At 66.8% G+C, this 12,808-nt stretch carries 14 protein-coding genes; 6 read left to right on the forward strand and 8 right to left on the reverse strand.

The window, feature by feature from the left end; genetic code table 11:
* Positions 1–47 precede the first annotated feature (47 nt).
* The 4 genes from CXQ92_RS11155 to CXQ92_RS11170 form a co-directional block, all read right to left on the reverse strand.
* The gene (locus CXQ92_RS11155; protein WP_104167794.1) at positions 48–1,175 is read right to left on the reverse strand and encodes a glycosyltransferase family 4 protein; all 1,128 of its coding nucleotides are present in this window, start codon (positions 1,173–1,175) and stop codon (positions 48–50) included.
* A complete protein-coding gene (locus tag CXQ92_RS11160; RefSeq protein ID WP_258069867.1) occupies positions 1,175–2,386 on the reverse strand; it encodes a glycosyltransferase in 1,212 nt (403 codons plus the stop codon). The genes CXQ92_RS11155 and CXQ92_RS11160 overlap by 1 nt, the downstream gene beginning before the upstream one ends.
* Positions 2,387–2,417: 31 nt before the next feature.
* Positions 2,418–3,626 (reverse strand): glycosyltransferase family protein, encoded by a 1,209-nt coding sequence (locus tag CXQ92_RS11165; protein ID WP_146067452.1) that lies wholly within the window; start codon positions 3,624–3,626, stop codon positions 2,418–2,420.
* 138 nt (positions 3,627–3,764) lie between these two features.
* A complete protein-coding gene (locus CXQ92_RS11170) occupies positions 3,765–5,078 on the reverse strand; it encodes a UDP-glucose/GDP-mannose dehydrogenase family protein (protein ID WP_104167797.1) in 1,314 nt (437 codons plus the stop codon).
* 216 nt (positions 5,079–5,294) lie between these two features.
* On the opposite strand from CXQ92_RS11170, the gene CXQ92_RS11175 reads away from it, so the two are divergent.
* The 4 genes from CXQ92_RS11175 (at position 5,295) to CXQ92_RS11190 (ending at position 8,738) form a co-directional block, all read left to right on the forward strand.
* On the forward strand, positions 5,295–6,422 hold the full coding sequence (locus tag CXQ92_RS11175; protein ID WP_104167798.1) for a hypothetical protein: 1,128 nt from the start codon (positions 5,295–5,297) through the stop codon (positions 6,420–6,422).
* Between the two features lie 56 nt (positions 6,423–6,478).
* Positions 6,479–7,306 (forward strand): alpha/beta fold hydrolase, encoded by an 828-nt coding sequence (locus CXQ92_RS11180; protein WP_104167799.1) that lies wholly within the window; start codon positions 6,479–6,481, stop codon positions 7,304–7,306.
* Positions 7,299–7,919: a TetR/AcrR family transcriptional regulator gene (locus tag CXQ92_RS11185; protein WP_104167800.1), complete on the forward strand. Its 621-nt coding sequence runs from the start codon at positions 7,299–7,301 to the stop codon at positions 7,917–7,919. Before CXQ92_RS11180 ends, CXQ92_RS11185 begins: the two co-directional genes overlap by 8 nt.
* A 171-nt stretch (positions 7,920–8,090) precedes the next feature.
* Entirely contained in the window at positions 8,091–8,738 is a 648-nt protein-coding gene (locus tag CXQ92_RS11190) for a sensor histidine kinase (protein ID WP_104167801.1), read from the forward strand.
* Positions 8,739–8,796: 58 nt separating this feature from the next.
* On the opposite strand, the gene CXQ92_RS11195 is transcribed toward CXQ92_RS11190, so the two are convergent.
* The 4 genes from CXQ92_RS11195 to CXQ92_RS11210 all read right to left on the reverse strand — a co-directional run bounded on the left by CXQ92_RS11195 (position 8,797) and on the right by CXQ92_RS11210 (position 11,896).
* Positions 8,797–9,510, reverse strand: coding sequence for a GAF and ANTAR domain-containing protein (locus tag CXQ92_RS11195; RefSeq protein WP_104168212.1), 714 nt, complete (start codon positions 9,508–9,510; stop codon positions 8,797–8,799).
* Between the two features lie 26 nt (positions 9,511–9,536).
* Entirely contained in the window at positions 9,537–10,217 is a 681-nt protein-coding gene (locus CXQ92_RS11200; protein ID WP_181033633.1) for a GAF and ANTAR domain-containing protein, read from the reverse strand.
* 214 nt (positions 10,218–10,431) lie between these two features.
* The gene (locus CXQ92_RS11205; RefSeq protein WP_306738553.1) at positions 10,432–11,115 is read right to left on the reverse strand and encodes a GAF and ANTAR domain-containing protein; all 684 of its coding nucleotides are present in this window, start codon (positions 11,113–11,115) and stop codon (positions 10,432–10,434) included.
* Between the two features lie 91 nt (positions 11,116–11,206).
* Positions 11,207–11,896, reverse strand: coding sequence for a GAF and ANTAR domain-containing protein (locus tag CXQ92_RS11210; protein WP_258069868.1), 690 nt, complete (start codon positions 11,894–11,896; stop codon positions 11,207–11,209).
* A gap of 510 nt (positions 11,897–12,406) precedes the next feature.
* Here CXQ92_RS11210 and CXQ92_RS11215 point away from each other — a divergent pair.
* The gene (locus tag CXQ92_RS11215; protein ID WP_104167804.1) at positions 12,407–12,634 is read left to right on the forward strand and encodes a hypothetical protein; all 228 of its coding nucleotides are present in this window, start codon (positions 12,407–12,409) and stop codon (positions 12,632–12,634) included.
* Complete coding sequence (locus CXQ92_RS18185; RefSeq protein WP_181033634.1) at positions 12,631–12,777, forward strand: hypothetical protein; 147 nt, start codon at positions 12,631–12,633, stop codon at positions 12,775–12,777. Before CXQ92_RS11215 ends, CXQ92_RS18185 begins: the two co-directional genes overlap by 4 nt.
* Positions 12,778–12,808 lie beyond the last annotated feature (31 nt).

The following is a 12,808-nucleotide window of genomic DNA, read 5'->3' on the forward strand; positions in this document are numbered from 1 at the left end:
TTTCGCCGGTGGTCCGGAGGTCGGGGGACCGGGGGTGGTCGGCCTGCTCACAGGTTGCTCTCTTCCAGGATGGCATCGAGGACGGCGTCCCAGCTGTGGCGCTCCGCGAACCGGCGGGCAGCCATGGACATGGTGCGGCGTGCGAGCGGGTCTCCCGCGAGCTCGTCCAGGGCGGCCGCCAACGCCGCGGGGTGCGAGGGTTCGACGAGGACGCCCGTCACCCCGTCGTCGACGATGCCCGGAACCTGCCCGACGGCCGATGCCACGACCGGCAATCCGGCGGCGCAGTACTCGTAGATCTTCAGGGGGGAGAAGTACTGCTCCTCCTCCCGCTCGGTCCGGGGATAGGGTGCCACCGCGATCGCACACCCGGCAAGCATCGTGGGCACCTCGGCAGGAGTCGACGCCCCGGTGAAGTCGGCGTCCACACCCTTCGCGGCGGCCAGGGAACGCAGGCTTGCGGCTTCGGGACCGTCCCCGACAATCCTCAGTCTCCAGGAACCGTCGGACAGCGCCTTCGCCTCGATGAGGTCGCTGACCCCGTGCCATGGTTTCAGGGTTCCGACGAAGACCACGGTGGGGGTGCCATCGGCTTCCGGTGCGGGCGCGATGCGTCTCACATTGACCCCGTTGGGTGCCGTGATGATCCTGGGCGGGGGATCGGACGATGCGTGTGCGGCAACCCAGGCAGCGATGGGATCGGACACGCACGCAACGACCGTCGCCGCCGAAAGCTGGATCCTGAGTGCGTGCAGTGCTGCTCCCTCGTCGTGCAGTGCGCGGTGGGTCCGTTGTTCATCGATGAGGGGCGCATTCACCTCGAGGATGCCGGGGACCGACAATGCGTTCATGATCCGTGCAAGCGCATCACTGAAGAGCGAATATCTCTCATAGATCGCGGTGACGCCGTCCTTCACGGCCTGTGCAGCCAGTGCAGCGGCGGCGTCCCGTTGGGACTGTTCACGCTCCGGGCCGCTGCCGCGGGGAATGGGGTGGGTGACCACCCGCACCCCGGCAAGGTCGTCGGGAACCGACTCGCCGATTCGCGTGCAATAGACGGTGACATCGGCGCCGCGGGCGAGCCAGCTCCGGACGATCTCCTGGACGTGGACAGAGGCTCCCTTGGAGCCGAACACCGGGATACCGGGATCGACGCACACATAGGCGACGTGCATCAGGATCCCTTCGACGAGCTCAGGGCGCCCTGTCCGGTCTGGAGCTCGCGCAGCCGACGAGCCTGCTCCACGGAGTCGAACGACGACTCGATCAGCTGCCGCGCCGCGCGTGCCATCCCGGTCAGGTCGGCGGATGCACAGTAGGTGAGGGCGTCGACGAGATCGGCTGTGGACCCCGCCCGGGTCAGGATGCCCGTGGGGGCGCCGTCCCCGGAATCGAAGACCTCCGGAATTCCTGTCACGTCACTCGCGATACAGGGGACGCCGGTTGCCATGGCCTCCAGGAGCACGGTCGGCAGGCCGTCCATGTTGCCGTCGGTGGCCATGATGCACGGCGCGACGAAGACGTCGGCCCACCGCAGCACGGCGACGACTTCTTCCTGAGTCCGGGGGCCGAGCAGCGTGACGTCGTCCGCGAGGTCGAGCGCACGTACTTGCGCAAGGAGATCCTCATGCTCAGGACCGCCTCCCGCGATGCGGACGTCCAGGGCGAGGCCGTCGGCCTTCAGCCGGGCGACGGCCTCGAGCAGGTAGCGGAAGCCCTTCTTCTCGACCAGCCTGCCCACGGCGCAGACACGCAGGACCGGCCCGCGTGGTGCCGGGTCCTCGTAGGGGAACCGGCCGAGTTCCAGGCCGTTGTAGACGCGGTGCACGGAGGCATCCGCGCCGCTCGCGAGCCGGTCGAGGAAGCGGTGGTTGAAGTCGCTGACCGTGACGACGTGATGAGCCCGGCGCATCAGGTCCGCCAGGACCGCCGCGTCCACCTCCTCGTGGAAGATGTCCTTCGCGTGGGCGGTGAAGGAGAAGGGGATGTCGACGAGTTCTGCGGCGATGGCGGTGGCGCGGGCGGCCATCGATCCGAAGTGCGCGTGAGCGTGGGTGATGCCCTGGCGGGCGAACTCCGCAGCCAGCCCGACTCCCTGATGGGCTTCCGTCGGGTCCATCGCCAGTAGATCGGGCAGCATGTGCGCGAAGCGCTCCCCGAACGTCGGGATCGTCGCCAGGCCTTCCCCGAGCAGGCCCCAGGCCTCGAGGATCTTCGAAGGCTTCGGTATGTACGTCACGCCGGCCTGAACGCGAGCGAGTTCCGGGTGGAATCGGGGGTCGATCGGCGGACGCAACGAGAAGAGGCGGAGGTCCTCGCCCTGCGCTTCCCGGGCAAGGATCTCGGTCACGATGAACGTCTCGGAGAACCGCGGATACATTTTCATGACATAGGCGGTGCGCGACGGTCCGGGTCGGTCAGACAGCAGCATGTACCCACCTCCGGTCCTGGGAGCCCGCCTCGGTGGCGAGGAGTTCAGCGGCCAGAGGGGCGAGTGCGGCGACACCGGTCAGGTCGACCGTGGAACGGCCCACACGGGTGCCTGCGGCACGACCGAACCACGCGCCGATGAGTTCCGGGGAGAGGTCGTCGGGGTGGCACATCTCGACGACACCATGCCGGGCCAGCGCAGAGGCACGGATGAGTTGCTCCATCCGAGGTTCTGTCCGCGGAACGATGAGCGCAGGAGCGGATGTGGTCATGATCTCGCTGACGGAGTTGTACCCGCCCATCGATACGATCGCCGAGGCTCCCTCGATCTCGGAGAGCGCGTCGCGCACTTTCACCACGACCGACGTGCCGGGTCCCGCGGCCCGCTCGACCAGGCGGCGGTGCTCCTTCGGCATCTGGGGCCCGGTGATGACGAGATGCCCGTAGCCCTCGGGAACCTCGGCGCCGGCAGCGGCGAGCAGCAGCGCGAGGCCGTCCGAGCCGCCGCCGGCCATGGTCAGTACGTACGGCTGACCCACGGGGGTCGACCGTCCGCGGGAGACCCTGCCCGCGGCGAGATAGCCCGTGTAGCGGACGAGCGGGCCGAGGGTCCCCGGGATCTCCCCTGTTCCCAGAGGGTCGTGAATCGCAGGATCTCCGTACACCCAGATCTGGTCGAAGACCGGCGCCAGGACGTCGATTCCACCCATCCTGCTCCACTCCTGCTCCATCGCGTGGGGGCTGTCGAGTACCTCACGCAGTCCGAGGACCACCTTGCATGCCGGACGCCTGAGGCGGAGGTTCGTCAGGGCCTGTCCCAGTTCGCCGTCCACTCCGAACGCATGGCGGTCGACGACCACCAGGTGCGGGCGGAAACGGTCGAACACGGCGTCGATCATGTGCATGCGCAGCTGGATGAGGGCATCCTGCCCGATGGTCAGATGACGTGGACGGTAACCCTCGGTGCTCTTGCGTATCCCCGGCAGGACCACCCAATCCCATCCCGCCGGGACGTCGAAGCGTGTTGCGGAGGATTCCCCCGTGACGAGGAGGCCGGTCACCTTCCGGTTCGCGTGGCCGGGCAGGCCGGCCGACAGCGCGTGGGCGATGGCGAGGTTACGGCGCGTGTGCCCGAGCCCCTGGGAGTCATGGGAGTAGAGGACGACCCTGAGCTCCTCGGGCTGCAAATCTGCCATCGTTGATTGCCGGCTTTCTTGACCTGGTGCTGGGATGGTGGAGATATCAGTACGTCAGTCCCGCATGAGCCGCGCATGATGGGTGCATGAGGGAGTTCTCATCTTTCGCACGGCTCACGCCGGTGCCCCGGCGATGGTCTACGGCCTGCCGATTCCCTTGTAGTTCCAGCCTGCGCGACGCCACGTAGCGGGCTCCAGGACGTTGCGGCCGTCCAGGATGTTCTTCGTGCCCACCGATGCGGCGGCCGCTCCCGGGGTGAGGTTGCGATACTCCTCCCATTCGGTGAGCAGCAGCAAAGCGTCGGCGTCCTGCATGGCACGCGGCAGGTCCTCCTCGTACAGGAGCTCCGGGAAGCGGCGCCGTGCACCGTCGATCGCCTCGGGGTCGGTGACGGTGACCTCCGCGCCCTGCAATTGCAGTTGTGCGGCGATGCTGAGGGCAGGGGAATCGCGGACGTCGTCGCTGTCGGGTTTGAACGCCGCTCCGAGCACCGTCAGGCGCTTCCCGAGGAGCGAGCCTCCCACCAGCGTGCGGGTGAGCTCGACGGTGCGGATGCGACGCCGGACATTGATGTCATCCACTTCACGGAGGAAGGTGAGCGCTTGATCGGCGCCCAGCTCGCCGGCGCGTGCCATGAAGGCCCTGATGTCCTTGGGGAGGCAGCCACCGCCGAAGCCCACGCCTGCGTCGAGGAACTTCCGGCCGATCCGATCGTCGATACCGATGGCGTCGGCCAGGAGTGTTATGTCCGCGCCGGTGACCTCGCACACTTCGGCCATGGCGTTGATGAAGGAGATCTTCGTGGCGAGGAACGAATTCGCTGCGGCTTTGACCAGCTCGGCGGTGGCGTAGTCGGAGCGTAGACGCGGGGTGCCCGTCGACAGGGGTGTGGCGTACACGGTGTCGAGCAGTCGGGTGGCGCGCATGCCGGCCTCGCCCTCCGGGAGGCCGTACACGAAACGGTCAGGGGACAGCGTGTCGTTGATGGCGAATCCTTCACGGAGGAACTCGGGGTTCCACGCGAGGTCGGCGTCGGGGTACCGCCGCGAGAGGTCGTCCGCCAGGCGGGCCGCGGTGCCCACCGGGACCGTGGACTTGCCGACGATGAGATTGCCCGGCTCGAGGGAATCGAGCAGCGACGCGAAGGCGCTCTCCACGTGGTGCAGGTCCGCCGCATACTCGCCCTTTCGCTGCGGTGTTCCGATGCAGAGGAAATGCACTTCCGCTCCCGCCGCATCGGCCATGCTGGAGCTGAACTTCAACCGGCCGGTCGTCAGGATCTCGTCGAGCAGTTCGGACAGCCCCGGTTCGAAGAACGGGGCACGCCCCGCTTGGAGCTCGCCGATCCTGCGGGGGTCGACGTCGATGCCTACTACGTCGTGGCCGAGCTTGGCCATGCACACTGCATGGACGGCCCCGAGGTATCCGCAACCGATGACAGAAATACGCATGCTGGTCCTCCTGATGTGCGCGCAGAGACCTGCGGAGCATGGAAGGGCAGCACTCATGTCCTGACCGAGTGCTGATCCTCTGGAAGTCTCCATTCAGTCACCCGGACGTAAGGTCACGATGAGCCGTCGATGAGAAGGTTCTCATCCTCACCGGCGTGACGGAACACCGGGGAGGCGTCGCTGCTAGTCTGGCGCCACCGTCGACCGAGGAGAGCCGTGGCACCGGAGATCGACCCGCACAACCTGACCCCCGGGCAGATCGACCTGATCAATGAGGGCCGGAAGCTCGAGGGCGTGCATCTGACCCTCTTCGGCTACTTCGGCGGCCCGGAGTTGCAGGGTGCCTGCATCGGGCGCATGCAGCTCGACGAGGACGGCCGGCTGCCGGCATCCAACTACGAGTCCCCCGAGGACCGGTTGAAGGAGCTGGTCCTCGCGCAACTGCTCCGCGGATCCCTGAGGCAGTCGATCCCGATCGTCCTGGGCGGACTCTTCGAGGACCTCTTCGCCCTGCGCACCCTGGAGGCTGCGGGCGGCGATGTGCAGGAGTACATCGCTTCCGCTGGGGCGCAGATCGTGGACATGTTGCCGCCGGCGTTCCGGCGCTACTACACGTCCGGCTTCCTGCAGCGCCTCGCCGTCGTCGCGGCCGAGGTGGCCTCGGACCTCGAACTCGGCTGGGAGGGTCCCCGCACGTTCGCGCATGAACTCGCGGCCTACTGCTTCGCGAAGAAGGGCGTGCGCCATGCAGACATCGAGTACGGCGCCGGCCTGGGAGCCGTGAACCTGGATCGACTGATCATCGGGCTGCTCGACGAGACCGCCATGCTCGAGGAGGCGTACCTGCCGGCACCGGAAGGCAAGGAGCTGACAGCCCCTGCCTGGTTCGTGCCTCGGGACCCGGCATCGCGGGTCAACCCCTATCTGCACCCTGAGGGGATGCCCAACACGGAGCAGGTCGACCTGCTCGAGCACCAGCTCAGTCACGAGATCCCCGAGAAGCACCCGGGCCCGGCCCGGCAGAAGGCCCTCGCCGAGGGTGCCCTGATCGACATCAGCCCGTACGCGTCCCGCCAGTACTTCCTCTGCCCGGTCGCCGTCGAGCACTCGGTCGTCGCAGCCCTCGGGCTGGACGGCCTGCCGCCGGAGTCCGAGTGGGAGGACCTGCTGCTCCACCCGGCCTGGCACGGCGCTGCGGAACACCCCACCTGGAAGAGCTTCGACTACATCGCCGTCGGCTTCGAGGACCAGCAGGTGTATGTCGCGCTGGTCGCCGGCACCGACGAGATGAGCTCGCCGGTCCTCACGATCCAGTACATCGGCGAGGTCATCGACGAACCCTAGAGCTCCAGGTCATTAAAGCTATTGACTATAGCCTCTTAGGGATACACACTAGCCGCATGACCTCTTCTACTTCCACACCTCCCACCCAGTACCTCATCCGACCCGAGGGGCGCGTGGCGTACGACCTTCAGGGTTCAGGTCCGCTCCTCGTCCTCGTACCAGGTATGGGGGAGCTGCGCTCCTCCTATCGCTTCCTGGCGCCGGTGCTCGTCGCTGCTGGTTACTCGGTGGCGAGCACCGACCTTCGCGGTCACGGTGACAGCGACACCACCTTCTCCTCCTACGGCGATGCCGAGACGGCCGGCGATGTCCAGGCGCTGATCGAGCAGCTCGGCGGGTCGGCGGTCATCGTCGGCAACTCCCTGGCCGCCGGTTCCGCGGTCATCGTCGCAGCCGAGCACCCTCACCGGGTCGATGGCCTGGTGCTGATCGGCCCGTTCGTGCGCAACCCTCCGTCCAATGCCTTCACGCGGGCCATGTTCCGCACCATGATGGCCCCGCCGTGGGTCGCGGTCGTGTGGAAGAGCTATATGCCCACCCTCTATGCCGGCCGCAAGCCGGACGATTTCGAGGAATACCGCAAGGCGGTCGTGACGAGCCTCAAGCGCAAGCCCTATGGCAGGGCCTTCTCGCTCACCACCCGGCAGACCGATCACGATCCCGCCGAGGCGAAGCTCGGCTCGGTGACCGCCCCGACGATGGTGGTCATGGGTGAGAAGGACCCCGACTTCAAGGATCCCGCGGCCGAAGCCCGCTTCGTCGGTGATGCTCTTCGTGCGGAGGTCGTCATGGTCGCCGAAGCCGGGCACTACCCCCAGGCGCAGCGGCCCGCAGTGACCTCGGACGCCATCCTCCGCTTCCTCGAGACCGTGCAGCATGCCTAGGGCCGGGCTCTCCCGCGATCGCGTGGTGGAGGAGGCGGCGCTCATGATCGACGAAGTGGGCCTCCATCGGTTGACGCTCGCCGCGCTGGCCGGACGGCTCGGCATCCGCCAACCATCGCTCTACAAGCACATCGACTCGATGGCAGGACTGCATCGGGATCTCTCGGTCCACGCGAAGCGCGAACTCGGCGAGGTATTGGCCCGCGCCGCTGTCGGCCGGTCCGGCGCCGTCGCCATCCACGCCATGTCCCATGCGTACCGCGACTGGGCGCGCGACCACCCCGCCCGCTACGAAGCCTCCCAGCGGATGCCCTCTCCCGGCGACATCGAGGACGAGGCCGTCTCACTCGCCGGCGTCCGGATCATCGCCGACGTCCTCGCCGCCTACGACCTGGCGGGCGACGACGCCGTCGACGCGATCCGCGCCCTGCGCTCCGCCCTGCACGGCTTCGTCTCCTTCGAGACCACGGGATCATTCGCCATGAGCGCGAATGTCGACCGCAGCTTCGAGCGCCTCGTCCACGGGGTCACCGTCGCACTCACGCAGTGGACCGATCCGACCCTCCTGGAGGCCAGTCCGACACTCGACCACCGAGGAACGGGAGAATCATGAGCATCCCGCCGGCAACCTCCGGGACGCCCCGATAGCGGATCGGACAACCAATCCGTGGTCCGGGCGGTGGATGCGACACTCCTTGACCTCGGGGCGGGCGCGGCGGAGTCTTGTATCAGACACCCCGGACCCTGGTGGCACGATCACTTCCCAGCCGCCAAGGAGCCCATCATGTCCTCCGTCGTCGATTCACGACCCCCTTCATCCCGTCTCGCGCCGACGTGGCCGACGGGTGATGCCGGGTCCGAGCAGATGGTCCAGCAGAATGACCAGGTCATCCAACGCCTGTTCGCGGCGGGCCTGCGCATCCAGGGCCTGCGCAGACACCTCTCGGACCGTGAGGCCCTCGAACGCATCAGCGTCGTGGGCGCCGAACTGGATGCCGCGATCGGGGACCTGCGCCGTACCATCCACTCCCTCCGATCGCCCCCGCCGACCTTCAGCGCCGGTATCCTGGCCCTCGTCGCGGCCATGGCCCGGGATCATGCTCTCCAGCCCGAGTTGCGCCTTTCCGGGCCCCTCGACATCGCTGTCGACCCCGGCGTGGCCGAACATGTGCAGGGAGTCCTCCGGGAAGGCCTGTGCCGTGCGTTCCGGGACGCTGCAGCGCACTGCATCACTATCACCCTGCGGGCCGTTCAAGATCATCTCGAGCTGGGAATCACTGACGACGGCTCAGGGTTCGCCGAGCTGGTATCCGGCCGGTGCCCGACGGCGATGCGGCACCACGCCGAACTCTGCGGCGGCACGCTCTCGATCTCGAGCTCCCTCGGCGAGGGAACGCGCGTCCTCCTCATCGTGCCCCTGCACTGCCGCTGAGCGGCAGGAAGCCGCGACGCCGGTTGCGCGGTCGGCGGTCCGACAGGACTGCTGGTGGTCAGAGGGTGAGGGTGCGCCCCAGCACTGCTTCGGCCGTGTCGGTAAGACTGGTCCTGTGGGATCGGGCGTAGGTCCGCAGACGTTCGAAGGCTTCGTTCGTGGAGACGTTCGAGATCTCGGAGATCACCCCCTTGGCCTGCTCGACGAGGATCCGGCTGTTCAGGGCCCGCTGCAACTGGTCATTGACGATCGCGGATTCCCGGATGGAGCGTTCCTGCAGGATGCTGATCGTCGACACATCGGCCAGGGCCTGACCGATGGCCACGTCCTCCTCGCTCAGTTCACCGGTCTCGATGCGGAACAGGTTCATCGCACCGATGGTCTTGCCGCGCACGCGCAGGGGAAAGGCATGCACGGACTGGAAACCCTGGGTCGCGGCCGCGTCCTTGAACTTCGGCCACCGGTCTCCGGTCCCGGCGATGTCACGGATGGTGATGGGTACCCCGGTGACGTAACACTCCACGCACGGGCCGGCCCCTGTTTCCTGCTGCAGGACTTCGATGAGACGGCTTTCCTCGCTGGTGGACGCGAGCACCTGCAGTACACCGTCCGGGCCGGCGAGCATCAGCCCGGCAGCGGTCGCGTCGAGCAGTCCTACGCATTCGTCGACGAGCGTGTGCAAGAGGTCCAGCACATCGTATTCATCGACCAGAGTGTCCGCGATCCTGACGAACGCGGCACTGACCCGGCTTGCCCGGGTGGTGGATTCCATGAAGCCCACGGTAGGCCTCCTCAGGTTCATTTCATAGATTCGAACGGAGGTGAGAAGTCCAGCCGCCTGTCGAGGACGGCGCCGGAGGTCTCCCGTACCGTCTGTCCGTTCGCAAAGGCATGCCCTCGTAGCAGCAGCAGGGCATCGGCCGCCGTTCCCCCGGTCTGGGCGAGCACCATACCCGTCGCCTGATGGATCTCACGGCGGGAGGGTGTCAGCCCTGCTTCGGGGTCGTCCTCATCGTCGGGGACGAGGATGCGGCGCAGCAGACTCCAGGCGGCCCCGTCAGCGAGCACGCCTGCCTCGACCAGCTCGGAGTGGCTCAGCTCGCCCGGGGTGGTCCGGTAGAGCTCCACGACCCCCACGTCCAGGGCGCCGATGACCAGCGGGAAGACGAACAGGGCCTGCACCTCGGTGTCGGTCAGCGCTTTTCCGAAGACCGGCCACTTCTCGTGGGTCATCGAGCGCACATAGGGGAGGACGACGGGCGTTCGGGAGCGGGCGGCTTCCCACCGAGGTCCTTCCCCGAGATCGAACTGGAGCTCGTCGAGCCGGGCTGCGAGCTCGTCGCTGGCCCCCAGCATCGTCTCCCGGGCGGATCCGCTGAATGCCGACAGGGCAGCGCCCGACACCGGTATCGCCTCGATGAACGAGGTGCACAGAGCCGAACACAGCTGATCCAGCACGAGTGATTCATTCGCGGTCACGGGTGCATCACCTGGCCCCGGGCGGTGGAAGGTAACGCGAGCGCAGCATCTTCCTGACCCTTTCCGCGGACAATGCGAACAGTTGAAGGGCGGATCATGCGGGCCCGTCAGCGGTCCCGGTGAAACTAGTGGCACAAGTGTAGCTGCCCACCGGAGCCACGATCAGGGCCGACCGCACTCGTTTCCACCGGGGGAAGGTGGTCCGAGTGCGGCTTCAGAGAACCAGGGTGCGGTCGATGACCTGCTGGCTGGTGTCATTGAGGGTCTGGTGCGTGGAGCGGGCGTGATTACGCAGTCGACTGAATGCTTCGTCCATGGTGACCGTGGAGATCTGGGCGATGACACCCTTGGCCTGCTCGATCATGATCCTGCTGTTCAGCGCCCTCTGCAGTTGATCGTTCACGATCTGGCTTTCCCGGATCGTTCGCTCCTGCAGGAGGCTGATCGTGGCCACGGATGCCAGCGCCTGGGCGATCACGGCATCCTCCTGCTCCAGGTCACCGGTTGCGGAGCCGAAGAGCCCCATGGCGCCGATGACTCGCTCGTGGATGCGCAGGGGAACGACATGGACGGACGCGAAACCCTGCCGGAGGGCAGCCTGCTGGAAGGCCGGCCACTTGTCGAGAGCGGCGATATCAGCGATCGTGACGACGGATCCGGTGTGGTAACACTCGATGCAGGGGCCTTCTCCGGCCTGCAGCTGGAGGATCTCGACGAGTTCCGACTGTTCGCTGGTCGACGCCACGACCTGAAGGTCTCCGTGAGGGCCGGCAAGCAGGAGGCCTACCTGATCGACCTGCAGGAGGTCGACGCATTCCTCGGCGAGAGTGTGGAGCATGTCGAGGACGTCGTAGTCGGCGACCAGGGTATCGGCGAGCTTGACGAACGCGGTGCTCACTTTTTCGGGTCTCGATCGGGTCACCATTGTTCTGCCCTCCGGCACTGCTTCGTATCGTCGCCCTGGTGGCGGGGATATGGAAGTACTTTCATCAGTGTTCCTCACTGCCGGCACTGTCCGACACAGCATCCGGTTCCGCCGCGAAGTTGAGACTTCGGTTGATGACTGCCTGTGCCGCCTCTGCGAGGGTTTGTTCGTGGGCGAAAGCGTGTGCGCGCAACAGCATGAGAGCCTCGGCGGCCGACACGTCTGCCTGCACGAGGATCATCCCCGTGGCCTGGTGGATCTCCCGACGCGCGAGCGGCTCGGACTCCGTCATCGCTCCCGGGTTGCGGCGACCCTCGTCGAGGATGGAGTGCATCAGGGCCCAGGACGTCGTGCTGGTCAGCGTCTGCGCATGAAGGAGTGTCGGGGCGCTGAGTGATCCTGGACGGGTGTGATACATCTCCACGACACCGATATTGACGGCGCCGACGATCAATGGCAGAACGAAGACAGCAGCCGCCCCCGCATCGGCAAGGGCAGTGCCGAGAGCCGGCCATTCCAGGTGAGCGGCGCGTGTATCCGGAACGATCACGGGCGCACGGGTCCGCATCGCATCCCACCGTGGCCCCTCTCCGACCGAGAACTGCGCCTCGTCCAAGGCGATCGCTCGGTCATCCGTAGCACCCATGCGGGTCTCGTTCGCCGTTCCGACGAAGATCGAGATAGCAGCGCCTGTCACCGGCAGTTCGGTCAGGAACACCGCACACAGGTCGTCATCACCGGGGAGGTTCAACACGCGCACCCACCCGGGGCGAGGGGCGGGAAGCGTCGTCCGGTGCTTCGGACGCACGGGTGGAGGACTGGGGATACGGTCTTCATGGCAGGTTTCGGATCGTTGGCTGTGGCCCTACGGCCGCAGGCACACTCATCGTTCCGAAAGCCCCTCAACAATCCGCCGACGATCACTGAATTCACGTAGAACTGACCCCACCATAACCCGGCCTTCCCGTCCAAGGGCTTGAACGCCCAGTATCCCAGTGCACACCCCCTGCAGCCACAACAATCGCCGTCGGGTCGGACACGCTGATTGACGAAGACGCGGGCATGGCGGAGTCTTGAAGCTGACACCCCGGACCCTGGTGGCACCACACTCTCTCTGCCGCCAAGGAGTCCCGACATGTCGCCTGCCCACACTTCAGGGCCCCCATCGCCCGGTTTCACCTCGTCCGTGTCGAAGCACGGTAGTGGACCCGTGCAATCCGCTCGGCGACCCGTCCTGACAGATCGGCAGGAATCGATTGCGGCGATGATCGCCTGCGGTCTGACCGGCCAGCACGTTGCCCGGCTGCTCAACCTGCCCCTGCGCGCCGTCGAGGGGCACGTCCACCTCATCCTCGAGGTTCTCGGGCTCGCCCGCCTCGAGGATCTCACGGAGGATGCCATCAGCGGCTATGGCGATGCCGCGTTCCGCCAGTACGACGGCGGGCCGGTCCACCCCCAGCCGGCAGCGGGACCGTCGAGGTTCGGGCGATGATCATGCGTCAGGCCGCCGGCCGGGCTGCGGGGAAAGCCATGGGTATCGGCTCACTCGTGACGGTGCCCCTTGATCTCGAGGACGAGGAACGGATCGTCAGCGCGTACGACCCGCAGCAGCCCGTCACCCACTCCACCCACTAACGGCGGGGACAGCGTCCCCGTGTCAACGATC

The sequence above is a fragment of the Arthrobacter sp. SX1312 genome, assembly GCF_002929295.1.
Taxonomy (GTDB): Bacteria; Actinomycetota; Actinomycetes; order Actinomycetales; family Micrococcaceae; genus Arthrobacter_D.